This is a genomic window from Parageobacillus toebii NBRC 107807, assembly GCF_003688615.2.
Lineage (GTDB): Bacteria > Bacillota > Bacilli > Bacillales > Anoxybacillaceae > Parageobacillus_B > Parageobacillus_B toebii.
In genome coordinates this window covers 804,255-827,041 of the sequence record NZ_CP049703.1, presented here as the reverse complement: position 1 = coordinate 827,041, position 22,787 = coordinate 804,255, and the positions used below count along the sequence as shown (strand labels likewise).

Annotated in this window: 19 protein-coding genes; 17 read left to right on the top strand and 2 right to left on the bottom strand. The window is 44.7% G+C overall.

Going from position 1 to position 22,787, the window contains the following annotated elements; genetic code table 11:
• Positions 1–13: 13 nt before the first annotated feature.
• Complete coding sequence (gene cls / locus DER53_RS04245; protein WP_015865349.1) at positions 14–1,201, bottom strand: cardiolipin synthase; 1,188 nt, start codon at positions 1,199–1,201, stop codon at positions 14–16.
• A 202-nt stretch (positions 1,202–1,403) separates the two neighbouring features.
• Between cls and DER53_RS04240 the strand changes: the two genes are divergently transcribed.
• The 9 genes from DER53_RS04240 to DER53_RS04200 all read left to right on the top strand — a co-directional run bounded on the left by DER53_RS04240 (position 1,404) and on the right by DER53_RS04200 (position 14,774).
• A complete protein-coding gene (locus tag DER53_RS04240) occupies positions 1,404–3,503 on the top strand; it encodes a heterodisulfide reductase-related iron-sulfur binding cluster (RefSeq protein ID WP_062678154.1) in 2,100 nt (699 codons plus the stop codon).
• Positions 3,504–3,682: 179 nt separating this feature from the next.
• Positions 3,683–4,861, top strand: a complete 1,179-nt coding sequence (locus DER53_RS04235; protein WP_015865347.1) for an acetyl-CoA C-acetyltransferase — start codon at positions 3,683–3,685, stop codon at positions 4,859–4,861.
• 252 nt (positions 4,862–5,113) lie between these two features.
• A complete protein-coding gene (locus DER53_RS04230; protein WP_015865346.1) occupies positions 5,114–5,965 on the top strand; it encodes a 3-hydroxybutyryl-CoA dehydrogenase in 852 nt (283 codons plus the stop codon).
• Positions 5,966–5,986: 21 nt separating this feature from the next.
• Complete coding sequence (locus DER53_RS04225; RefSeq protein ID WP_062678151.1) at positions 5,987–7,126, top strand: acyl-CoA dehydrogenase; 1,140 nt, start codon at positions 5,987–5,989, stop codon at positions 7,124–7,126.
• 20 nt (positions 7,127–7,146) lie between these two features.
• A complete protein-coding gene (locus DER53_RS04220) occupies positions 7,147–8,286 on the top strand; it encodes an acyl-CoA dehydrogenase (protein ID WP_062678150.1) in 1,140 nt (379 codons plus the stop codon).
• Positions 8,287–8,313: 27 nt separating this feature from the next.
• Positions 8,314–8,946 carry a TetR/AcrR family transcriptional regulator gene (locus tag DER53_RS04215; RefSeq protein ID WP_015865343.1) on the top strand — a complete coding sequence of 211 codons (633 nt, stop codon included), beginning with the start codon at positions 8,314–8,316 and terminating at the stop codon, positions 8,944–8,946.
• A gap of 16 nt (positions 8,947–8,962) precedes the next feature.
• Positions 8,963–12,220: a fused isobutyryl-CoA mutase/GTPase IcmF gene (gene icmF / locus DER53_RS04210; protein WP_062754462.1), complete on the top strand. Its 3,258-nt coding sequence runs from the start codon at positions 8,963–8,965 to the stop codon at positions 12,218–12,220.
• A 237-nt stretch (positions 12,221–12,457) separates the two neighbouring features.
• Entirely contained in the window at positions 12,458–13,009 is a 552-nt protein-coding gene (rpoE, locus tag DER53_RS04205; protein ID WP_216368281.1) for a DNA-directed RNA polymerase subunit delta, read from the top strand.
• A gap of 169 nt (positions 13,010–13,178) precedes the next feature.
• The gene (locus DER53_RS04200) at positions 13,179–14,774 is read left to right on the top strand and encodes a CTP synthase (RefSeq protein WP_062754458.1); all 1,596 of its coding nucleotides are present in this window, start codon (positions 13,179–13,181) and stop codon (positions 14,772–14,774) included.
• Positions 14,775–14,830: 56 nt separating this feature from the next.
• Here the strand turns inward: DER53_RS04200 and DER53_RS04195 are convergent, their stop codons facing one another.
• Positions 14,831–15,361, bottom strand: coding sequence for a DUF2529 domain-containing protein (locus DER53_RS04195; protein ID WP_062754456.1), 531 nt, complete (start codon positions 15,359–15,361; stop codon positions 14,831–14,833).
• Between the two features lie 148 nt (positions 15,362–15,509).
• On the opposite strand from DER53_RS04195, the gene DER53_RS04190 reads away from it, so the two are divergent.
• The 8 genes from DER53_RS04190 (at position 15,510) to DER53_RS04155 (ending at position 22,750) form a co-directional block, all read left to right on the top strand.
• Entirely contained in the window at positions 15,510–15,872 is a 363-nt protein-coding gene (locus tag DER53_RS04190) for a response regulator (protein ID WP_062678145.1), read from the top strand.
• A 168-nt stretch (positions 15,873–16,040) separates the two neighbouring features.
• Positions 16,041–16,904: a class II fructose-bisphosphate aldolase gene (locus DER53_RS04185; RefSeq protein ID WP_015865337.1), complete on the top strand. Its 864-nt coding sequence runs from the start codon at positions 16,041–16,043 to the stop codon at positions 16,902–16,904.
• Positions 16,905–17,011: 107 nt separating this feature from the next.
• Positions 17,012–17,653 (top strand): fructose-6-phosphate aldolase, encoded by a 642-nt coding sequence (gene fsa / locus DER53_RS04180; protein WP_015865336.1) that lies wholly within the window; start codon positions 17,012–17,014, stop codon positions 17,651–17,653.
• 33 nt (positions 17,654–17,686) lie between these two features.
• Positions 17,687–18,973 (top strand): UDP-N-acetylglucosamine 1-carboxyvinyltransferase, encoded by a 1,287-nt coding sequence (locus DER53_RS04175; protein ID WP_062754454.1) that lies wholly within the window; start codon positions 17,687–17,689, stop codon positions 18,971–18,973.
• A 27-nt stretch (positions 18,974–19,000) separates the two neighbouring features.
• Positions 19,001–19,963, top strand: a complete 963-nt coding sequence (gene glpX / locus DER53_RS04170; protein ID WP_062754452.1) for a class II fructose-bisphosphatase — start codon at positions 19,001–19,003, stop codon at positions 19,961–19,963.
• Positions 19,964–20,226: 263 nt separating this feature from the next.
• A complete protein-coding gene (gene rho / locus DER53_RS04165) occupies positions 20,227–21,501 on the top strand; it encodes a transcription termination factor Rho (RefSeq protein WP_015865333.1) in 1,275 nt (424 codons plus the stop codon).
• A gap of 160 nt (positions 21,502–21,661) precedes the next feature.
• The gene (gene rpmE / locus DER53_RS04160; protein ID WP_015865332.1) at positions 21,662–21,862 is read left to right on the top strand and encodes a 50S ribosomal protein L31; all 201 of its coding nucleotides are present in this window, start codon (positions 21,662–21,664) and stop codon (positions 21,860–21,862) included.
• Positions 21,863–22,132: 270 nt separating this feature from the next.
• Entirely contained in the window at positions 22,133–22,750 is a 618-nt protein-coding gene (locus tag DER53_RS04155; RefSeq protein ID WP_062754450.1) for a thymidine kinase, read from the top strand.
• Positions 22,751–22,787: the final 37 nt, after the last annotated feature.

Sequence of the window (22,787 nt, the reverse complement as noted above, 5' to 3'; positions counted from 1 at the left end):
TTTAAATCATACGCTACAGCCATGCAGAAAGGAGGGTAGATATCGATTCTTTGCCGCGCTGCCATAATGTGCGCTTTTTCCAAAAATCGAGCGTCAGCGGTTCCGAGCGAGCCAGATCATGCCTGATCGCTTCTTTTACTTGCTGCACAAAATTGCGATCATAAATATAACAATTGATTTCGCTATTTAAGAAAAAGCTTCGTTTATCAAAGTTAGTCGTACCGATATCACAACAATCTTCGTCAATGACCATCGTTTTGGCGTGATAAAATCCTTGATAAAACCGATAAATATGTGCTCCAGCTTTTAAAAGGCGGTAAAAATAAGGATATGCGGCTTCTTTGACAAATAAGTGATCGGCTTTTAACGGTACGAGAATCGTCACCTTTACTCCGCGGGAGAGTGCATCAAGCAGTGCGTTCATCACAGCGCTGCTAGGGATAAAATACGGACTTCCAATGATCAATTCTTTTTTCGCTTGGCGAATGAAATCGATGAATTGTTGTTCTAACAAATAACCGTTCGTGGCAACAAACTGGTGAGAAACCGTTCCTTTTTGAAGAGGAGGGAAATATTGATCTTCCACAATCGATGTATTTGTCGCTTCTTTCCAATCACGGCAAAACTGCATTTGTAAATCGCCAACCCCTTCTCCTACTATTTTCAAATGGTAATCACGCCACTCGCCGAATTTTGGATCTTGTCCAACATATTCTTTGCCGATATTAAAGCCGCCTATATATCCGATTTTTCCATCAATGACGGTAATTTTCCGGTGATTCCGCCGGTTTAGCCGATAAAAGAAAAATGGAAAACGAGGTTTATGTGCATATGCGAATTCGATGCCGCTTTCTTTTAAGGAACGTATCAATTTTTTGGGCAATCCGAAGCTGCCGACCCAATCGACAAGAAGACGAACGCGAACGCCTTCTTCTGCTTTTTGTTTTAACAATTGAAAAAATTGCTGGCTAATTTCATCCGTCTTCACGATATAAAACAAAATGTGTATATGATGTGTTGCCTTGCGAATTTCTGCAAAATAATCGGCAAATAGATGTGTACCGTTTATGAAAAAAGAAAGATCGCTTTGGCGCTCTGGATACACGATTTTTTCTTTTTTCTTTTTGTAAAAGTATTCTCCCAGCTTGTCATCGAGATAAATTAGCGCTAATATAATAACAATAACGAAAAGTACAATCATTTCGTGCCCTCCTGATTACATCGTTATTTATTAATGTACCCGTCATGAGAAAAAAATAGCAGGACAACTTGTAAAAACATTATTGACTGAATGCTCATTCATTATGTAAAATAAACACAAAGTCATAATTCTGAAAATTTATTCTGTTGTCAATATTTTTGATGATCATCTCATCGATTCAAAGGGGGAAGGGGAGACAATAATGAATTCACTGTTAGTCATTAATTTTCTCGCATTTTTAATTGTAACCGCTTACGCTGTCTACTTGTTTGTCTACTTGGTTAAAACTCGTGCCGCTTACATTAAACTCGGTAAAAAAGTCGAGTTTGATGACAAAGTAAAAGAGCGTCTCCAAAAAATTTGGGTGAACGTATTTGGACAGAAAAAGCTATTAAAGGATAAAAAAAGCGGAATCATTCACGTTATATTTTTCTACGGGTTTATTCTTGTTCAATTCGGGGCGATTGACTTTATTATTAAAGGTCTTGTCCCTGGGGCGCATCTTCCGTTAGGGCCGCTTTATCCAGGCTTTACGTTTTTCCAAGAAATCGTTACTTTGCTCATTTTGATCGCAGTGTTCGCCGCGTTTTATCGCCGCTATATTGAAAAACTCGTCCGTTTAAAACGAGATTTCAAAGCTGGCCTAGTGTTGATTTTTATCGGCGGATTAATGATCTCCGTCTTGTTTGGAAATGGAATGAGCATGATTTGGCACGGTGAGGAAGCCTCGTGGAGCGAACCGGTCGCATCATTCATCGCTGGCGCTTTCAGCTGGGTCGGCGAAACAGGTGCAGCCGTATTGTTCTTTATCGCTTGGTGGGTACACTTATTGATCTTGCTTACATTTTTAGTATATGTACCACAATCGAAGCATGCTCATTTAATTGCTGCGCCGATTAATGTCTTTTTCAGCCGTTTGTCCCGGCCAAAGCTGTCGAAAATCGATTTTGAAGATGAAACGCAGGAAGCGTTTGGCGTCGGAAAAATTGAAGATTTTACGCAAAAGCAGCTCATCGATTTATACGCCTGTGTCGAATGCGGACGATGCACAAGCATGTGTCCGGCAACAGGAACTGGGAAAATGTTGTCGCCAATGGATCTAATTTTAAAACTGCGCGACCACCTGACCGAAAAAGGGGCGGCCGTTACGTCCCGCGCTCCGTGGGTGCCGACATTTGCCTTTAAAAATACGAGAGGTAACCAATTGGCGTTTGCCGCGCAAGGAGTGCAGGAACAAGCGGCGGCATTGGAGATGCCAAGCCTCATCGGCGACGTCATTACCGAAGAGGAAATTTGGGCCTGTACGACATGCCGCAACTGTGAAGACCAATGCCCGGTCATGAACGAGCATGTCGACAAAATTATTGATTTGCGCCGCTATCTTGTGCTGACGGAAGGAAGAATGAACCCAGATGCGCAGCGGGCGATGACCAATATCGAACGCCAAGGAAACCCATGGGGACTCAACCGCAAAGAGAAAGAAAACTGGCGCGAGCTTCGCGATGATGTGCATATTCCAACAGTAAAAGAAGCGAAAAAAGCTGGCGAAGAGTTTGAATATTTATTCTGGGTCGGCTCAATGGGGGCATTTGACAACCGCAGCCAAAAAATCGCTTTGGCGTTTGCGAAATTGTTAAACGAAGCTGGTGTGAAATTTGCGATTTTAGGAAATAAAGAGAAAAACTCTGGCGACACGCCACGTCGCTTAGGAAACGAATTTTTATTCCAGGAACTTGCGGCCAACAATATCGCGGAATTTGAAAAAGCGGGCGTGAAAAAGATTGTGACGATCGACCCGCACGCGTATAACACGTTTAAAAACGAATATCCTGATTTTGGATTAGAAGCGGAAGTATACCATCATACAGAACTGCTTGCGAAGCTTATTGAAGAAGGCAGATTAGTACCAAAATACGAAGTAAAAGAAAGAGTTACTTTCCATGACTCCTGTTATTTAGGCCGCTACAACGATGTGTACGATGCGCCACGTAAAATTTTGCAAGCAATTCCGGGCGTGGAGCTCGTGGAAATGGAACGTAACCGCGAACGAGGCATGTGTTGCGGTGCAGGCGGCGGTTTAATGTGGATGGAAGAAACAACAGGCAATCGGATTAATGTTGCTCGTACAGAACAAGCGCTTGCCGTCAACCCAACGGTCATCAGCGCTGGCTGTCCATACTGCTTAACGATGTTAACCGACGGTACAAAAGCAAAAGAAGTCGAAGATCGCGTCACTACTTACGATGTCGCAGAACTGCTTGCTAAATCCGTATTTGGCGAAGAAAAGGAAGCTGCTTCATAAAAAATAATTGAATATATAATTCTCATTTTTTAAAATATTAGTATAATAGATAGAGAGGGTGTGCGCTCCAATGTACACCTTCTCTTGACCATCAACATCGAGCGAGCGTTCAGTCTGCATTGTTGTAATCGCTTTCTTGAACTGGTGGTCAAGACATATAAACAAAGGGGAGAGGTTTTATGGGAAAAACGGTTATTTTAAGTGGGGTTCGCACACCGTTTGGAAAATTCGGTGGGGCACTGCAGCCGCTTACGGCACCTGAGCTTGGCGGCATTGCGATCAAAGAGGCGCTTCGTCGAGCTAACATTAGCGGTGAGCAGGTCGATCAGGTGATTTTAGGAACGGTGCTGCAAGGTGGACAAGGACAGCTTCCATCCCGTCAAGCGATGCGTTATGCCGGCATTCCATGGGAGGTGCGGACGGAAACGATTAATAAAGTATGCGCTTCAGGAATGCGGAGCGTTACTCTTGGTGATCAAATTATCCGCCTAGGAGATGCGGAAGTCATCGTCGCAGGCGGAATGGAATCGATGAGCAACGCGCCATATATTTTGCCAAATGCTCGTTGGGGATTACGAATGGGCGATTCTACCGTAAAAGATTTAATGGTGTATGACGGGCTGACATGCAGTTTCACCGGTGTGCATATGGGTGTGTACGGTGGTGAAACGGCGAAAGAATTAGAAATTTCCCGCAAAGAACAAGATGAGTGGGCATACCGCAGCCATCAGCGGGCGATCGCCGCGATGGAAGCCGGATTATTAGCGGAAGAAATCGTACCAGTGGAAGTTCCGCAACGTAAAGGAGCGCCGCTATTGGTGGAGCATGACGAAGCACCAAGAAAAGATACATCTCTCGAAAAGCTGGCGAAGCTTCCGCCTGTATTTGACCCAGAAGGGACGGTAACAGCGGGGAATGCACCTGGGGTCAATGATGGTGCTGCGGCGCTCGTGTTAATGAGCGAGGAAAGAGCGGCGCGGGAAGGAAGAAAACCGCTCGCAACGATTTTGGCACACACATCGATTGCAGTGGAAGCAAAAGACTTTCCGAAAACGCCAGGGCTTGTGATTAACGAATTGCTTCGCAAAACAGGGAAAACGGTCAATGACATCGATTTATTCGAAATTAACGAAGCGTTTGCCGCAGTTGCATTGGCTAGCATCAAAATCGCTGGCATCGATCCAGAAAAAGTGAACGTCAATGGCGGCGCGGTCGCATTAGGCCATCCGATCGGCGCAAGCGGTGCGCGCATTATCATTACATTGATTCACGAATTAAAACGCCGTGGCGGCGGCATCGGAATCGCGGCGATTTGCAGCGGCGGCGGTCAAGGCGATGCCATTATGGTACAAGTATAGAAAAGCGGCAGGCGCTCCTATTTCGCCTAAAGGCCGCCCACGTCCTGTGGGCAACGGCGAAATGTCGCCATCCTGGCTCCCTCGAAGCGAAATGTTCTTTGCGCGCGGAAGTGCTTGCACTTCAAGCGAAGGTTATTTCGCACAAGGGAGCTAGCCTCTGGATCTAGACAATAAGAAAAGCAATGGTCTCGATATTCCATCAGACAAACTGTACTTCACTTAGAAATGACTAAGGATAGGGGATGTGGAACAATGGACGTCAAAACGATTATGGTTATCGGTGCAGGACAAATGGGATCTGGCATTGCGCAAGTGTGCGCGATGGCAGGATACGACGTTTTCTTGCATGATATTAGCCAACAACAACTCGACAAAGGATTGGCGAATATCGAAAAATTGCTGTCACGCCAAGTCGAAAAAGGAAAATTGACAGAAGAGGAAAAAGAGGCGACATTGTCGCGGCTTACTCCTTCAACCGATTTGCAAAACGCCGCGAAAGCCGATTTAGTCATTGAAGCGGTCGTCGAAAACATGGATGTTAAAACAAAGTTGTTTGCCCAGCTTGATGAAATTGCTCCGCCACACACGATTTTGGCGACAAACACGTCTTCGCTGCCAATTACGGAAATCGCAGCGGCGACGAAGCGGCCGGAAAAAGTGATTGGCATGCACTTTATGAATCCGGTTCCTGTAATGAAACTTGTAGAAATTATCCGCGGATTGGCTACCGCCGATGAAGTATATGAAACGATTGAAGCGATTACGCGCAAGCTGAACAAAGTTCCGGTGGAAGTCAATGACTTCCCAGGCTTTATCTCGAACCGCGTGCTCATGCCGATGATTAACGAAGCGATTTACGCGTTATATGAAGGGGTCGCGACAAAAGAAGCGATTGATGAAGTAATGAAGCTTGGCATGAACCATCCGATGGGACCGTTGACATTAGCGGATTTTATCGGGCTGGACACGTGCTTATACATTATGGAAACACTTCATGAAGGATTTGGCGATGATAAATACCGCCCATGCCCGTTATTGCGCAAATATGTGAAAGCCGGCTGGCTTGGCCGCAAAACAGGCAGAGGTTTTTACACGTACGATTAATCAGCAAAGAAGGTGGCATACATGAATTTACACTTTACAGAAGAGCAAGAAATGATGCGGAAGATGGTGCAAGAATTCGCGCAAACGGAAATCGCTCCATTTGTTGAACGTATGGAACAAGGCGAATTTCCGCGCCCGATTTTAAACAAAATGGCCGAACTCGGTTTGATGGGAATTACCGTTCCTGAAGAGTACGGCGGTGCGGGAATGGACTTTATTTCCTACATTATCGCCATCCATGAAATTTCGAAAGTTAGCGCTACAGTTGGTGTCATTTTATCGGTGCATACGTCGGTCGGCACCAATCCGATTTTATACTTTGGAACGGAAGAGCAGAAGAAAAAATACGTTCCAAAATTAGCCAGCGGCGAATATTTAGGCGCTTTTTGCCTTACTGAACCGGGCGCCGGATCGGATGCGAAAAGTTTAAAAACGAAAGCGGTCCGCCAAGGAGACTACTACATTTTAAACGGCTCGAAAATTTTTATCACCAACGGCGGGGAGGCGGATACGTATATCGTATTTGCCCGCACCGATCCGAATGAAAAAGGAAGCCGCGGCATTTCCGCCTTTATCGTCGAAAAAGATACGCCGGGATTTATCATTGGCAAAGACGAGAAAAAAATGGGGCTTCATGGTTCACGGACGGTGCAAATTACGCTGGAAGACGCGAAAGTGCCGGCAGAAAACTTGCTTGGCGAAGAAGGGCAAGGCTTTAAAATCGCAATGGCTAACCTCGATGTCGGACGCATTGGCATCGCCGCGCAATCGCTAGGCATTGCCGAAGCGGCGCTCGAACATGCGACCGCTTATGCGAAAGAACGCATCCAGTTTGGCAAACCGATCGCCGAACAGCAAGGCGTTGCTTTTAAGCTTGCCGATATGGCGACAGCGGTCGAAGCGGCGAAACTGCTTGTCTATCATGCCGCGTTTTTGCGCGCGCAAGGCCTCCCATGCGGAAAAGAAGCATCGATGGCGAAATTGTTTGCCTCCAGAACGGCGATGGAAAACGCCATTGAAGCGGTGCAAATTTTCGGTGGCAATGGCTATACGAAAGATTATCCGGTCGAGCGGTTGTTCCGCGATGCAAAAATTTGTGAAATTTACGAAGGAACAAGCGAAATTCAACGTCTAGTCATTAGCAAATATTTATATCAATAAATAAATGGGGGATCGGGATTATGAACTTTCAGTTAAGTGAAGAGCATGAAATGATAAGAAAAATGGTGCGCGAATTTGCTGAAAAAGAAGTAGCACCGACTGCAGCCGAACGGGATGAAGAAGAACGATTTGACCGCGAAATTTTTAATAAAATGGCTGAATTAGGTCTTACCGGAATTCCATGGCCGGAAGAGTACGGCGGTATCGGCAGCGATTATTTAGCGTATGTCATCGCAGTAGAGGAGCTATCGAGAGTATGCGCGTCTACCGGGGTAACGTTGTCTGCGCACATTTCACTCGCAAGCTGGCCGATTTACAAATTCGGCACAGAAGAGCAAAAGCAAAAATATTTGCGCGCGCTTGCGACAGGTGAAAAACTTGGCGCATATGGCCTTTCGGAACCAGGTGCCGGTTCGGACGTCGCCTCCATGAAAACGAGAGCTGTAAGAGATGGCGACTATTACGTGCTAAACGGCTCGAAAGTATGGATCACCAACGGCGGCGAAGCAGAAATTTACGTGGTGTTCGCCGTAACCGATCCAGAAAAGCGCCATAAAGGAATCAGCGCCTTTATCGTTGAAAAAGGCACACCAGGCTTTTCGATCGGGAAAAAAGAGAAAAAACTCGGCATTCGTTCATCGCCGACAACCGAGCTTATTTTTGAAGATTGCCGCATTCCGAAAGAAAACCTTCTCGGGCAAGAAGGGGAAGGATTTAAAATCGCGATGATGACGCTTGACGGCGGCCGAAATGGAATCGCTGCACAAGCGGTCGGTATCGCGCAAGGAGCCTTAGACGCAGCGATTGAATATGCAAAACAACGGGTGCAATTTGGCAAACCGATCGCTGAACAGCAAGGAGTTGCTTTTAAACTTGCTGATATGGCGACCGCCATCGAAGCGGCGCGCCTGCTTACGTATCAAGCGGCATGGCTCGAAACAAACGGTCTTCCGTACGGCAAAGCATCGGCGATGGCGAAATTGTTTGCCGGCGATACAGCGATGAAAGTAACGGTCGATGCCGTGCAAATTTTCGGAGGCTATGGCTATACGAAAGATTATCCAGTCGAACGGTTTATGCGCGACGCAAAAATTACACAAATTTATGAAGGAACGCAAGAAATTCAACGTCTCGTTATTTCGCGGATGCTTACAAGATAAGCATTCCGCGGCATACAGGTGATGCATATGAAAAAACGGGAAGTGATAGCGTCCGTAAAAGATGAAAAACTGGTGAAAAAACGCCGTAATCAAATGATTAAAGGGGCCATTGCCTTGTTTAAACAAAAAGGATTTCACCGCACGACAACGAGAGAGATCGCGAAAGCCTCGGGGTTTAGCATTGGAACGCTTTATGAATACATTCGCCAAAAAGAAGATGTTTTATATCTTGTCTGTGACCGTATATATGACGAAGTGCGCGAACGGATGGAAAAAGATATCGACACCCATCACGGGACATTGGAAAGCTTTAAATTAGCAATTGCCCGTTATTTTAAAGTCATCGATGATTTGCAAGACGAAGTGCTTGTAATGTATCAAGAAGCAAAATCGCTTAGTAAAGAATCGCTGCCATATGTGCTCAATAAGGAAATACAAATGGTCGCGATGTTTGAAAAAATTTTGCAGACGTGTGTCGACAATGGGGTATTTCAGTTAACAGAACAAGAAATTAAATTGTTCGCCCATAACATCTTTGTTCTAGGGCAAATGTGGGCGTTCCGCCGCTGGGCGCTGCAAAAAATGTATACGCTCGATGAATACATTGCATTGCAAACGGAATTATTGCTAAAGGGAATTATGGAGAAACGGTCATCATGACAAAGGGGGAGAAAGGATGGCACATATTTACCGTCCAAAGCATCATGTTCGTTTTGTGACAGCTTCTAGCTTATTTGACGGACATGACGCATCGATTAACATCATGCGCCGCATTTTACAAGCAAGTGGCGCGGAAGTGATTCATTTAGGACATAACCGTTCCGCTAATGAAATTGTGAACGCCGCTATTCAAGAAGATGTGCAAGGAATTGCGGTATCTTCCTATCAAGGCGGACATATGGAATTTTTCAAATATATGTATGACCTGCTTCAAGAACGTGGCGCTTCCCACATCCGCATTTACGGCGGTGGCGGCGGCGTCATTATTCCAAGGGAAATAAAAGAGTTGCACGAATACGGAATTGCGCGTATCTTTTCGCCGGAAGATGGCCGCAAGCTCGGATTGCAAGGCATGATTAACCTCATGCTCGAAGAATGTGATTTTTCGACTGTAACAGAAATTACCGATGAATTAGAGCGGCTGCCAAAAGGGGACGTTCAGGCGATCGCTCGCTTGATCACGCTATGTGAAAACCGTGTTGATGTGACGAATGAAGCAGCTGCGGCGATGGAAACAGTGATGGAAAAAGTAAAAGAGCTGACGAAACCGGTGCCAGTTATCGGAATTACCGGTACAGGCGGATCGGGAAAGAGTTCGCTTACCGATGAGCTTGTCCGCCGTTTCTTAAACGAAATACCAGATATTAAAATCGCGATTTTATCGATTGACCCGACGAAACAAAAAACAGGCGGCGCGCTTTTAGGTGACCGCATTCGCATGAATTCGATCAACACACCGCGCGTGTATATGCGCAGTTTAGCGACGCGAAATTCCCGTTCCGAATTGTCGCTTGCGATTAAAGATGCCATCTCGGTCGTCAAAGCGGCAGGGTTTGATTTAATTATCGTCGAAACGAGCGGGATCGGCCAAGGTGACGCGGCGATTACCGAAGTATGTGATATTTCGATGTATGTGATGACAAGTGAATTCGGAGCGCCAACACAGCTTGAAAAAATCGATATGATTGATTATGCGGATTTAATCGTCATTAACAAATTTGAACGAAAAGGCTCCGAAGATGCGAAGCGTCAAGTGCAAAAACAATATCAGCGCAGCCATCAATTATTTGATAAAGACCTTTCCGAAATGCCGGTATATGGCACGATTGCGAGTCAATTTAACGACCCGGGAACGAATACGCTATTTGTGGCGCTTGTTGACCTCATTAATCAAAAAGCAGGAACCAATTGGAAAACAAGCTTAAAAACCGTATCAAATGTCGAAAAACATAACGTCATTATTCCGAGCGAACGCCGCTACTATTTGCGCGAAATTACCGAAACCGTTCGCAACTATCATAAACGCGTCGAACGGCAAGTAGAAATCGCGCGCCGCTTATTCCAAATCGAAGGAGCGATTGAAGCGGCAAAAGAGCGCGGTGAAAGCGAAGACGTCATCGCGTCTTTAGAGACGCTCAAACAACATTACGAAAACGAACTAACGCCGGAATCAAAACGAATTCTTGATTCATGGGAAGACTTGAAGGCAAAATACTCCGCAAAACAATTCGTGACTAAAGTTCGCGATAAAGAAATCGTAACGGACTTAACGACCAAAAGTTTATCAGGATTAGATATTCCAAAAGTGGCGCTGCCGAAATTCAAAGACTATGGCGAAATTTTGCGCTGGGTGTATAAAGAAAACGTTCCGGGTTCGTTCCCATATACAGCAGGCGTCTTTCCATTTAAACGGCAGGGAGAAGATCCGAAACGGCAGTTTGCCGGGGAAGGAACGCCAGAACGGACGAACCGTCGCTTCCATTATTTATGTAAAGAAGATAAAGCGAAGCGCCTAAGCACCGCGTTTGACTCGGTAACGCTTTACGGTGAAGACCCAGATTACCGGCCAGACATTTTCGGGAAAATTGGGGAAAGCGGCGTCAGCGTCTGTACGCTCGATGACATGAAAAAATTATATAAAGGCTTTGACTTATGCGACCCGCTAACGTCCGTATCGATGACAATCAACGGTCCAGCACCGATTATTTTAGCGATGTTTATGAATACGGCAATTGACCAGCAAGTCGAAAAGCGGGAAAAAGAGCTAGGCCGCCCGCTTACGAAAGAAGAGTACGAAGAAGTAAAAGCATATACGCTGCAAACGGTGCGCGGTACGGTGCAAGCTGATATTTTAAAAGAAGACCAAGGACAAAATACGTGTATTTTCTCCACCGATTTCGCCTTAAGAATGATGGGCGACATTCAAGAATATTTTATTAAAAATAAAGTTCGCAACTATTACTCTGTTTCGATATCGGGATATCATATCGCCGAAGCAGGAGCAAATCCGATTACACAGCTTGCATTTACGCTTGCCAACGGCTTTACGTACGTCGAATATTATTTAAGCCGCGGCATGAAAATTGATGATTTCGCGCCAAACCTTTCGTTCTTCTTCAGCAACGGCTTAGATCCGGAATATTCGGTTATCGGCCGGGTGGCGCGCCGCATTTGGGCGATCGCCATGCGGGAAAAATATGGAGCAAACGAACGCAGTCAAAAGCTGAAATATCATATTCAAACATCAGGCCGGTCGCTTCATGCGCAAGAGATTGATTTTAATGATATCCGCACGACATTGCAAGCGTTAATAGCGATTTATGATAACTGCAACTCGCTGCACACCAATGCCTATGATGAAGCGATCACAACACCGACCGAAGAGTCGGTCCGCCGAGCAATGGCGATTCAGCTGATCATTACGAAAGAATTTGGTCTCGCGAAAAACGAAAACCCGCTTCAAGGCTCTTTCATTATTGAAGAGCTTACCGATTTAGTCGAAGAAGCAGTGTTAAAAGAGTTTGAGCGCCTCAACGACCGCGGCGGCGTGTTAGGCGCGATGGAAATGCAATATCAGCGCGGAAAAATTCAAGACGAATCGATGTATTATGAAATGAAAAAACATAGCGGCGAGCTTCCGATTATTGGAGTAAACACATATCTCAACCCGAACCCGCCGTCTGAAGAAGAGCTGAACAATATACAGCTAGCGCGCGCGACATATGAAGAAAAAGAATTGCAAATTAAGAACTTGCGTGAATTCCAAGAGAGAAATAAAGATAAAGTAGATGCGGCGCTAGAGCGTCTCAAACAAGTCGCGATTAGCGGCGGCAATATTTTCGAAGAGTTAATGGAAACCGTAAAAGTCGCAAGCCTTGGACAAATTACGCGCGCTCTCTATGAAGTTGGCGGTCAATATCGCCGCAATATGTAACGTTGAAAAAAGGAAATCGCTTGCCGATTTCCTTTTTTCATGGCATAAAAAATATGGGTTATGATCTACAATTTCGCTGCAAAACATGCTTTCTACGATTGTCAAAACAATTTTATGAGGAAATTCGCATTTTTTTCAGTAAACATCTAGCATAAACAACGAGAATTTGTTTATAATGAATGGTATGTATTCGAATCGCATTCATCGTCAGTTTACATAGGAAAGGGAGTGCCGAATTTGAGTTTGCAGCAATACTCTCAAGAGGAATTGCGAGAAATGTCGTTTGTGGAACTCGCTAGTCTCGTTTTATCTGAAAAAAGGGAAGCGTTATCGTTCCAACAGCTTGTGAATGAAGTTGCTGCGCTAATTGGTTTATCGGAGCAAGAAGTAAAACAGCGGCTTGCTCAATATTATACAGATTTAAATATTGACGGTCGTTTTATTTGTGTTGGAGAAAATGTCTGGGGTCTGCGCGTTTGGTATCCGTTTGATCAAACAGAAGATGAAACGGTAATGATCGCCAAGCCGAAGAAGAAGAAAAAAGCCCTTGATGATTATGAGGATTACGATGATATTATCGATGATGAAGATATCGATTATGATGATCTTGACGAATATGATGAAGACGAGCTTGATCTTGGTGAAGACGAGCTTCTCGATGATGACGAATTTGATCTCGACGACGACGAGGCGTTTGATGACGAACTTCTTGATGACGATGAATTTGACTTAGGGGATGACGAACTGGACGAAGATTTAGATATAGACGTCCCGGAAGAAGACGAGTAATATTCTCTTGACTTTATCCATGGAACTATGTAAAATCTTATCTGGGCTCTTAAAAACAGACAGTACAAATATATCGCTCCCTTACATATACGTAAGCGGAGCGTTTTTTATTTTTGTATTTGGCACACACTTAAACTGTTATATATATTTCGGCAGGGGGGAACGCAATATGACAAAATATATTTTTGTTACCGGCGGTGTCGTATCATCGTTAGGAAAAGGGATTACGGCGGCGTCGTTAGGCAGGTTATTAAAAAATCGCGGCTTGAACGTAACGATTCAAAAGTTTGACCCATATATCAATGTAGACCCGGGAACGATGAGTCCGTATCAACATGGAGAAGTGTTCGTTACCGACGATGGCGCAGAAACGGACCTCGATTTAGGACACTACGAGCGCTTTATTGATATTAACTTAAATAAATATAGCAACGTAACAACGGGAAAAATTTATTCCGCTGTGATCAAAAAAGAGCGCCGTGGGGATTATTTAGGAGGAACGGTGCAAGTTATTCCGCACATTACGAACGAAATTAAAGAACGAGTATTTCGGGCCGGTCAAGAAACCAATGCGGATGTTGTCATTACGGAAATTGGCGGAACGGTCGGCGATATTGAGTCGTTGCCATTTTTAGAAGCGATTCGCCAAATCAAAAGCGACGTTGGCCGCGACAATGTAATGTACATTCATTGTACGCTTGTTCCATATATTAAAGCGGCTGGCGAAATGAAAACAAAACCAACCCAACATAGCGTAAAAGAACTACGGAGCCTTGGCATTCAACCAAACATCATCGTCGTTCGCACCGAGATGCCAATTTCTCAAGATATGAAAGAGAAAATTGCACTATTTTGTGATATTGATCCGAAAGCGGTCATTGAAGCGCGCGATGCGGATACTTTATACGCCGTTCCGCTTATGCTACAAGAGCAAAAATTGGATCAAATCGTTTGTGAACATTTGAAGTTAGACTGTAAAGAAGCGGACATGTCGGAATGGAAGGCGCTTGTCGAAAAAGTGCGCAATTTGTCACGGACAACGAAAATCGCGCTTGTCGGAAAATACGTGGAATTGCAAGATGCGTACATTTCTGTAGTAGAAGCGTTGCGTCATGCCGGATATGCGTTTGACACCGATATTGATATTAAATGGATTAACTCCGAGCATGTAAATAAGGAAAACGTAGCCGACTTATTGAGCGATGCGGACGGCATTCTCGTGCCAGGCGGATTTGGCGACCGCGGCATTGAAGGGAAAATTGAAGCGATTCGTTACGCGCGCGAGCAGAAAGTTCCATTCCTCGGAATTTGTCTCGGAATGCAGCTTGCTTCGATTGAGTTTGCCCGCAATGTAGTGGGGCTGAAAGAAGCTCATTCCGCTGAATTTGACCCGAATACACCTCATCCAATTATCGATTTATTGCCGGAACAAAAGGATATAGAAGATTTAGGCGGAACGCTTCGACTAGGTCTTTATCCTTGCAAATTGTCAGAAGGAACGCTTGCCTACGAAGCATATCAAGATGAAGTCATTTATGAACGCCATCGCCATCGTTATGAATTCAACAATCAATATCGTCAAATAATGGAACAGTACGGATTCGTCTTTTCCGGTACAAGTCCGGACGGCCGTCTCGTCGAAATTATTGAGCTAAAAGATCATCCTTGGTTTGTCGCTGCCCAATTCCATCCGGAATTTACATCACGGCCGACAAGACCGCAGCCATTGTTCCGTGATTTTATTAAAGCATCATTAAAACAATAACTGTGGTTGCACAAAAAAGGACTATCTTCCGCATAGGTTAGATAGTCCTTTATTATTTACTCGTATTCTTCTAAAATGTCATAAATGGTAAGCAACAGACAATAGTATACAAACGAGGCTGTAATGACCGTCGGGAAGCCAATGCGGCTGCCGTCGTCTTTCGGAACGATCGGCTTTAGCAATTTGCTATCGATATGGACATCGGCAATGTCAACTAGTGACGGTTGCTCGTCTTTGACCACAGCGGAAATGGCGGCAATTTCAAGACCTTGTTCTTTTAATCGTTCGGCAAGACGGATGGCGTCTTTATCATTGGAAAATCGCGCAATCAATAAAACGCGATCCGTTTCATCGATATCATTGCGAAGATGTCCATTTTCCATTAAGCGTACCGCTTTTGGAAGCTTATCTTGTCCGCAGAGAGCCTCGATGACAACGGCTTCCATTTCGTGAAATCCGTGAAGCAAAATGCGTCCTTCTCCGATGATCGCCTGTGCGAGCAGACGCGCTCCATCCTCGAATGCCATTTCTTCTTCTTCGGCAATTTTTTTCAAATAACCGATCATTTGAGTCGTAAAAATTTTCACTGTTCGTCCCCCTTTCGTTGCTATTATATAATAAAATGATTTGTTAATTGGAATTTATCCAAATGCAAAAAATTTGGCAGGAAAATAACTGAACGATGCGAAACTAATAACATGGAAGAAAAACAAAGAATTGAGGTGCATAATAGAGATGGGCAGTAAAATTTTAATTGTTGATGATCAATACGGGATTCGCATTTTGTTAAATGAAGTGTTTCAAAGAGAAGGATATACGACATATCAAGCCGCTAATGGCATGCAAGCGCTGGAAATTGTCCGCAAACATCAACCCGATTTAGTGTTATTAGATATGAAAATTCCTGGAATGGATGGAATTGAAATATTAAAGCGATTAAAAGAAATTGATCCAGATATTAAAGTGATTATTATGACTGCTTACGGAGAACTCGATATGATTCAGGAAACAAAAGAATTAGGCGCGATTATGCATTTTGCGAAACCGTTTGATATCGATGATTTGCGCGAGGCAGTAAAAAAGCATTTAGTTTCGTAAGAAAGTTGTCATAGTTTGCTCTAAGTTACAATGTTGCTGTTTTGTTTATAAGTTGGTATGCTTATTAACGTAAGACTATTGACGCCTTTCATACATATCCCCCGTTGGAATGACGCATAGCTATATTGAAGAAAGGCGAAGACGTTAAAGCATAAGGAGGATTTTACTATGCCTTTAGTATCCATGAAAGAAATGCTTAATAAAGCGTTGAAAGAAAAATACGCTGTCGGTCAATTCAACATTAATAACTTAGAATGGACGCAGGCGATTTTAGCCGCGGCAGAAGAAGAAAAGTCACCGGTGATTCTCGGAGTGTCTGAAGGCGCGGCGCGTTATATGAGCGGTTTTAAAACGGTAGTAAATATGGTTAAAGGATTAATGGAAGATATGAATATTACCGTTCCGGTAGCGATTCATCTTGACCATGGTTCTAGCTTCGAAAAATGTAAAGAAGCAATCGATGCCGGTTTTACTTCTGTCATGATTGACGCCTCCCATCATCCATTTGAAGAAAACGTCAAAATCACCTCTCAAGTGGTGGAATATGCTCATGCACGCGGTGTATCGGTAGAAGCAGAATTAGGTACGGTCGGCGGCCAAGAAGATGATGTTATTGGGAAAGACATTATTTATGCGGATCCGAAAGAATGTGAAGAATTAGTCAAACGGACGGGAATTGACTGCTTGGCTCCTGCATTAGGTTCTGTGCACGGTCCGTACAAAGGGGAGCCAAAATTAGGTTTTGCGGAAATGGAACAAATTCGTGATCTAACTGGCATTCCGCTCGTGCTTCACGGTGGTACAGGCATCCCAACAGAACAAATTCAACGTGCTATTTCTCTCGGTACCTCCAAAATTAACGTCAATACAGAAAACCAAATGGCATTTACAAAAGTCGTCCGCGAATTGTTAGCGAAAGACGAAAAAGTATATGACCCTCGCAAAATTATCGGTCCTGGCCGCGATGCGATTAAAGCGACAGTAATCGGGAAAATGCGCGAGTTTGGTTCTTCCGGAAAAGCAGTCCAATAACATTTTCATTGGTAAAAAAGGAAAAACCGCCTAACGGAACAACGAACGTTGTGACGTTATCGCGGTTTCCTTTTCTTGCCCCATCAATGATAAGGGAGGATATCGCCATGAAATTTTTTATCGATACGGCAAATTTAGAAGAAATTAAAAAAGCGAATGAGCTTGGGATTTTAGCCGGTGTGACGACAAACCCTAGTCTTGTTGCGAAAGAAAATGTCCCATTCCATGATCGTCTTCGCGAAATTACGTCCATTGTTTCTGGATCGGTTAGCGCGGAAGTGATTTCCACGGATGCAGAAGGAATGATCGAAGAAGGCGAAGAACTAGCAAAAATTGCCCCGAACATTACGATTAAAGTGCCGATGACAAAAGAAGGGCTTAAAGCGGTAAAGGTATTTAGCGAAAAAGGGATTAAAACGAACGTTACATTAATTTTTACAGCAAACCAAGCACTATTAGCAGCACGTGCCGGAGCAACATACGTGTCTCCATTTCTTGGTCGTCTAGACGATATCGGTCATAACGGTTTTGAACTCATTTCCACCATCGCCGACATTTTTAATATCCACGGAATCGATACAGAAATTATCGCTGCCTCCATTCGTCATCCGCTTCATGTAACGGAAGCTGCACTAAGAGGAGCGCATATCGCTACTGTTCCGTACAAAGTATTAATGCAATTGTTTAACCATCCGTTGACGGATCAAGGAATTGAAAAGTTTTTAGCAGATTGGAATCGGCAAAAATAGAAGTCAACTTCTCGTTAAAGAAGGGAGACTATAATGGAAAAAATCAAAATTATCGGCGGTGATCCGCTGCAGGGAACGATCAAGGTAAGCGGCGCAAAAAATAGCGCCGTTGCCCTCATCCCTGCTACGATTCTCGCTGATTCACCGGTTACAATCGAAGGATTGCCGGACATTTCTGATGTGCGAATTTTAGGCGACTTAATTAAAGAGATTGGCGGAACGTTCCATTTCGATGGCAAAAAAGCGGCCATCGATCCGACCAATATGGTACCGATGCCGCTGCCGAATGGAAAAGTAAAAAAATTGCGCGCTTCGTATTATTTAATGGGAGCAATGCTTGGTCGTTTTAAAAAAGCGGTTGTCGGGCTGCCAGGAGGCTGCCATCTAGGTCCGCGCCCGATTGACCAGCATATTAAAGGCTTTGAGGCGCTAGGAGCGAAAGTAACGAACGAGCAAGGTGCGATTTATTTGCGCGCGGAGGAATTGCGAGGTGCCCGTATTTTTTTAGATGTGGTAAGCGTAGGGGCAACGATTAACATCATGTTGGCCGCGGTGCGCGCCAAAGGCCGGACGATTATTGAAAACGCTGCAAAAGAGCCGGAAATTATTGATGTGGCGACATTGCTTTCCAACATGGGAGCAAAAATTAAAGGCGCCGGAACCGATGTCATTCGCATCGACGGTGTTGAGAAATTATCAGGATGTCGTCATTCGATTATTCCGGACCGCATTGAGGCTGGTACATATATGATTGCTGCGGCAGCGATGGGGAAGGAAGTAATCATCGATAACGTTATTCCTCAGCACGTTGAATCATTGACCGCAAAATTACGCGAAATGGGCGTGCATGTGGAAACGAGCGACGATCAAATCCTTGTTTCTAGTGTACCAGCTTTAAAAGCAGTAGATGTGAAAACGCTTGTTTATCCTGGTTTTCCAACCGATTTACAGCAACCGTTTACAGCGCTTTTAACAAAAGCGCAAGGGACAAGCATTGTGACTGATACGATTTATAGAGCCCGCTTTAAGCATGTCGATGAGCTCCGTAGAATGAATGCGAACATAAAAGTGGAAGGCTGTTCCGCCATTATTACCGGTCCGGTTCGGCTGCAAGGCGCAAAAGTGAAAGCGAGTGATTTACGCGCAGGCGCGGCGCTTGTGGTTGCAGGTTTAATGGCAGAAGGGCTTACGGAAATTGCGGGAGTAGAACATATTGACCGCGGATATAGCAATCTTGTCGAAAAGTTAACCAACATAGGCGCAACGATTTGGCGAGAAAAAATGACGGATGAAGAGATTGAACAAGTCAAAAATGCGTAAGCGACAAAGGGGAAGGGGGAAGTTCCGATGGAAAGAAGTTTAACAATGGAACTTGTTCGTGTCACGGAAGCAGCTGCTCTCGCCGCCGCCAGATGGATGGGGCGAGGCAAAAAGAACGAGGCAGATGAAGCAGCAACAACGGCCATGCGCAATGTATTTGATACCGTTCCGATGAAGGGAACGGTCGTCATCGGTGAAGGAGAAATGGACGAAGCACCGATGTTATATATTGGAGAAAAGCTCGGCAACGGCTATGGGCCTCGTGTGGATGTTGCAGTAGATCCGCTAGAAGGAACAAATATCGTTGCTTCCGGAGGTTGGAACGCATTAGCGGTCGTTGCGGTGGCGGACCATGGCAATTTGCTTCACGCTCCTGACATGTACATGGATAAAATCGCCGTCGGTCCTGAGGCGGTCGGAATGATTGATATTGAAGCACCGGTGATTGATAATTTAAAAGCGGTTGCAAAAGCGAAAAACAAAGATATTGAAGATGTCGTTGCCGTCGTATTAAACAGGCCGCGCCATGAACGGCTCATCGCTGAGCTAAGAGAAGCAGGAGCGCGCATTAAGCTGATTAATGACGGCGATGTTGCCGCTGCGATTAATACCGCATTTGATCATACAGGTGTGGATATTTTGTTCGGTTCTGGCGGGGCGCCGGAAGGAGTATTGGCTGCGGTAGCGCTGAAATGTTTGGGAGGAGAAATTCAAGGAAAATTATTGCCGCAAAATGAACAGGAAGTAGAACGATGCAAAAAAATGGGGATTGATGTAACGAAAGTGCTTCGCATGGAAGATTTGGTGAAAGGCGACGACGCTATTTTTGCCGCAACTGGCGTAACAGATGGGGAATTGTTGCGAGGCGTTCAATTTAAAGGTGCATATGGCGAAACTCACTCCGTTGTGATGCGTGCGAAATCAGGAACCGTTCGTTTTATTGAAGGGCGGCACAGCTTGAAGAAAAAACCAAATTTAGTCATCAAGTAAAAGCGAATGCCAGCGGGGCGAAAAAGGTTCAACCTGTCGCCCTTGCTTATTTTATATCACGAAATAAAAAACTGTTGATTAAAAAACGATAAAAAGGGTAAAATAGTCATGCTGCGTGTGCGTAAAATAAGCTCTGCCATTTCTACTTCATTTTCAGCCTTCATCGCCTTCTTTTCATCCCATCCGTTTTAAAATTCATAATAAATTGAAGGTTTGGAGTGAGTATGGAAGAACATGAAAAATTGCAAAAGTGTGGTGTCGAAATGGAGTTAACACTTTCTACATTAGAAAATATGAAACTGAAAGAGCTCTATGAGCTTGCTCGCCAATATAAAATTTCTTATTACAGTAAGCTAACAAAAAAAGAGCTTATTTTTGCCATTTTGAAAGCGCGTGCGGAACAAGATGGATTGTTTTTTATGGAGGGCGTGCTTGAAATCATTCAATCAGAAGGATTCGGCTTTTTACGTCCGATCAACTATTCCCCAAGCTCCGAAGATATTTATATTTCCGCGTCACAAATTCGCCGATTTGATTTGCGAAACGGGGATAAAGTGTCTGGAAAAGTGCGTCCTCCAAAAGAAAATGAACGCTATTTCGGATTGCTTCATGTCGAAGCAGTCAATGGCGAAGACCCAGAAGTCGCAAAGGAACGCGTGCACTTCCCGGCATTAACACCTTTATACCCAAATCGACAAATGAAATTAGAAACAACCCCGGACAAGCTATCAACGAGAATTATCGACTTAATTGCCCCGGTCGGATTCGGGCAGCGCGGATTGATTGTAGCTCCTCCAAAAGCGGGAAAAACGATGTTATTAAAAGAAATCGCCAACAGCATCACGACCAATCATCCAGAAGTAGAACTCATTGTTCTCCTCATTGACGAACGTCCAGAGGAAGTAACAGACATCGAGCGGTCGGTCAATGGTGACGTTGTCAGCTCGACGTTTGACGAAGTGCCGGAAAATCATATTAAAGTAGCGGAATTAGTGTTAGAAAGAGCGATGCGTCTTGTCGAACATAAACGAGATGTCGTTATTCTTATGGATAGCATCACTCGTTTAGCACGCGCTTATAACTTAGTCATCCCGCCAAGCGGCCGCACGCTTTCAGGGGGGATTGATCCGGCTGCGTTCCACCGTCCGAAACGGTTTTTCGGAGCAGCCCGCAATATTGAAGAAGGCGGCAGTCTAACGATTTTAGCTACTGCTCTTGTTGATACAGGTTCGCGTATGGATGATGTAATATACGAGGAATTTAAAGGCACCGGAAATATGGAACTCCATCTTGACCGATCGCTGGCGGAGCGGCGTATTTTCCCAGCCATCGATATTCGTCGCTCAGGTACGCGTAAAGAAGAGTTGCTCATTCCGAAAGAGCATCTTGAAAAATTATGGGCGATTCGAAAAACAATGTCTGATTCCCCTGATTTCATTGAGCGGTTCTTAAGCAAACTCCGTCAAACAAAATCAAACGAAGAATTTTTTGCGATGCTTGATGAAGAATGGAAAAGTAATGGAGCCGTGCGAATTTAATAGAACCGAGGGAAGAAATCGGCAAAAATCACTGGTTGCAAAAGAACATTAAAGTTGTTATAATTTTACCATGTGTGTTTTGACAAACGCCAAAATATGATAAAAATAATGATATACAAACTCTGTTTCGAAATGATACAGGGCGGAAGGAGTGAAGATCATGAAACCAGGAATTCATCCAGAGTACAAAAAAGTAATCGTACGTTGCGCATGTGGAAACGAATTTGAAAGCGGTTCTGTAAAAGATGAATTGCGTGTAGAAATTTGCTCCGAATGTCATCCATTCTTTACAGGACGTCAAAAATTTGTTTCTGCTGCAGGACGTGTCGATAAATTCAACAAAAAATACGGCTTGAAATAAGAAAAGCGGAGGGCGCTTGCTCATCGGCGACACGCGCTGGAGGACCCGTGAGGAGGCTGTTGCCGCCACAGCGGGGCCGAAGCGTCGCGAGCCGATAGCGCCCGGAGCTGGACAATAAGAAAAGCGAAGGGCGCTTAAGCGTCTATCACGTCCTAACGAATTTCATGAAAAACAGGCAAGCGGCTGATTCTTGCCTGTTTTTTTATGGGCAAACAAGGTACAATAAAACATACATACGCCGGCAGATGAGAACGAAGGGAGAGGCATTTCATGTATATTATGAAGCAGTCCGGCTGGCTTGAGGTCATTTGCGGAAGCATGTTTTCCGGAAAATCAGAAGAATTGATCCGCCGCGTTCGTCGCGCGACATTTGCCAAACAAGAAGTGAAAGTATTTAAACCGACCATTGATAATCGTTATAGCGACGAAGCGGTTGTGTCGCATAACGGCAATTCGTTGATCGCCATTCCTGTTTCCTCGCCGAAAGAAATTTTTGAGCATATTTCAGAAAAAACAGACGTTATTGCTATCGACGAAGTGCAGTTTTTTTCCGATGACATTATCGATGTCGTGCAGACGCTGGCAGACCGCGGCTATCGCGTCATTGTCGCGGGATTGGACCAAGATTTCCGTGGCGAACCGTTTGGACCTGTACCAACGTTAATGGCGATTGCCGAATCAGTCACAAAACTGCAAGCGGTATGCACGGTATGCGGTTCCCCTGCAAGCCGGACGCAGCGGCTCATTAACGGCGTTCCGGCCTCTTATGATGATCCGGTGATTTTAGTAGGCGCCAGCGAGGCATACGAACCACGCTGCCGCCATCATCATGAAGTTCCCGGCAAACCGAGGAAAACGGATAAAACAAACCATCATTTCGCCCGTTAAACGGTGAATCCTACCATTTATATTTTTGGGAGTGCGG

What these genes read in the sequence shown, in the direction of transcription:
- cls (WP_015865349.1), bottom strand. Translation starts at nt 1,201, where the DNA reads ATGATTGTACTTTTCGTTATTGTTATTATATTAGCGCTAATTTATCTC.
- DER53_RS04240 (WP_062678154.1), top strand. Translation starts at nt 1,404, where the DNA reads ATGAATTCACTGTTAGTCATTAATTTTCTCGCATTTTTAATTGTAACC.
- DER53_RS04235 (WP_015865347.1), top strand. Translation starts at nt 3,683, where the DNA reads ATGGGAAAAACGGTTATTTTAAGTGGGGTTCGCACACCGTTTGGAAAA.
- DER53_RS04230 (WP_015865346.1), top strand. Translation starts at nt 5,114, where the DNA reads ATGGACGTCAAAACGATTATGGTTATCGGTGCAGGACAAATGGGATCT.
- DER53_RS04225 (WP_062678151.1), top strand. Translation starts at nt 5,987, where the DNA reads ATGAATTTACACTTTACAGAAGAGCAAGAAATGATGCGGAAGATGGTG.
- DER53_RS04220 (WP_062678150.1), top strand. Translation starts at nt 7,147, where the DNA reads ATGAACTTTCAGTTAAGTGAAGAGCATGAAATGATAAGAAAAATGGTG.
- DER53_RS04215 (WP_015865343.1), top strand. Translation starts at nt 8,314, where the DNA reads ATGAAAAAACGGGAAGTGATAGCGTCCGTAAAAGATGAAAAACTGGTG.
- icmF (WP_062754462.1), top strand. Translation starts at nt 8,963, where the DNA reads ATGGCACATATTTACCGTCCAAAGCATCATGTTCGTTTTGTGACAGCT.
- DER53_RS04200 (WP_062754458.1), top strand. Translation starts at nt 13,179, where the DNA reads ATGACAAAATATATTTTTGTTACCGGCGGTGTCGTATCATCGTTAGGA.
- DER53_RS04190 (WP_062678145.1), top strand. Translation starts at nt 15,510, where the DNA reads ATGGGCAGTAAAATTTTAATTGTTGATGATCAATACGGGATTCGCATT.
- DER53_RS04185 (WP_015865337.1), top strand. Translation starts at nt 16,041, where the DNA reads ATGCCTTTAGTATCCATGAAAGAAATGCTTAATAAAGCGTTGAAAGAA.
- fsa (WP_015865336.1), top strand. Translation starts at nt 17,012, where the DNA reads ATGAAATTTTTTATCGATACGGCAAATTTAGAAGAAATTAAAAAAGCG.
- DER53_RS04175 (WP_062754454.1), top strand. Translation starts at nt 17,687, where the DNA reads ATGGAAAAAATCAAAATTATCGGCGGTGATCCGCTGCAGGGAACGATC.
- glpX (WP_062754452.1), top strand. Translation starts at nt 19,001, where the DNA reads ATGGAAAGAAGTTTAACAATGGAACTTGTTCGTGTCACGGAAGCAGCT.
- rho (WP_015865333.1), top strand. Translation starts at nt 20,227, where the DNA reads ATGGAGTTAACACTTTCTACATTAGAAAATATGAAACTGAAAGAGCTC.
- rpmE (WP_015865332.1), top strand. Translation starts at nt 21,662, where the DNA reads ATGAAACCAGGAATTCATCCAGAGTACAAAAAAGTAATCGTACGTTGC.
- DER53_RS04155 (WP_062754450.1), top strand. Translation starts at nt 22,133, where the DNA reads ATGTATATTATGAAGCAGTCCGGCTGGCTTGAGGTCATTTGCGGAAGC.